The sequence below is a fragment of the uncultured Mycobacterium sp. genome (genome assembly GCF_964249325.1).
Taxonomy (GTDB): Bacteria; Actinomycetota; Actinomycetes; order Mycobacteriales; family Mycobacteriaceae; genus Mycobacterium.
Map to the genome: position 1 here is coordinate 1 of NZ_CAXUCH010000387.1, position 818 is coordinate 818.

The following is an 818-nucleotide window of genomic DNA, read 5'->3' on the forward strand; positions in this document are numbered from 1 at the left end:
GCTTCGCGTGCCACGTCGAGGGCAGCCTGAGCCACCCGCTGCGCCGCATCGCGATGCCCGGCCCGGGCGGCAGCCGCCGTCATCGCCGCCAGCCGCGGCGGGTCGTTGAGCAACCCGGCCACCTGTTCGGCCACAAAGCGGGGTGTCAAGTCGGCGTCTGCGACCAGCAGCCCGCCGCCGGCGTTGACCACCGGCAGCGCGTTGAGCCGCTGTTCGCCGTTGCCGATCGGCAGCGGGACGTAGACCGCCGGCAGCCCGACGGCGGAGACCTCGGCGACGGTCATCGCCCCAGACCGGCAGATCGCTAAATCGGCTGCGGCATAAGCCAGCTCCATCCGGTCCAGGTAGGGCACCGCCACGTACGGCGGATCGCCGGGTTCTGGCGTGCGCAGGTCGAGGACGTTCTTGGCCCCGTAGGCGTGCAAGACGGCCACGCCCGCGGCGGCCAAGTCGCCGGCCGCCGCGCAGACCGCCCGGTTGATCGACGCCGCTCCCTGCGAGCCACCGAACACCAGCAGCACCCGATCGTCCTCGGCGAAGCCGAAGTGGGCGCGCGCCGACGACCGCAACGCCGCACGGTCCAGCCCGGTGATCGTCGAGCGGACCGGCACACCGACCACCTCGGTGCGCCGCAGCCCGCAATCGGGCACCGCGGACAGCACCCGCTGCGCGATCGGAGCGCCGACCCGGTTGGCCAGCCCGGCGCTGGCATTGGCTTCATGGATCACCACCGGTATGCGGCGCCGACGGCCCGGTATACCGCGGGCTGCCAAATACGCCGGTAGCGCGACATAGCCGCCGAACCCGACCACCACGTC

The 818-nt window shown here is 72.7% G+C and carries 1 pseudogene (running past one end of the window); it reads right to left on the reverse strand.

Going from position 1 to position 818, the window contains the following annotated elements:
• Positions 1–818: pseudogene (locus ACFE99_RS24875) on the reverse strand (UDP-N-acetylglucosamine--N-acetylmuramyl-(pentapeptide) pyrophosphoryl-undecaprenol N-acetylglucosamine transferase) (its annotated part continues 212 nt past the right edge of the window); the annotation flags it as partial.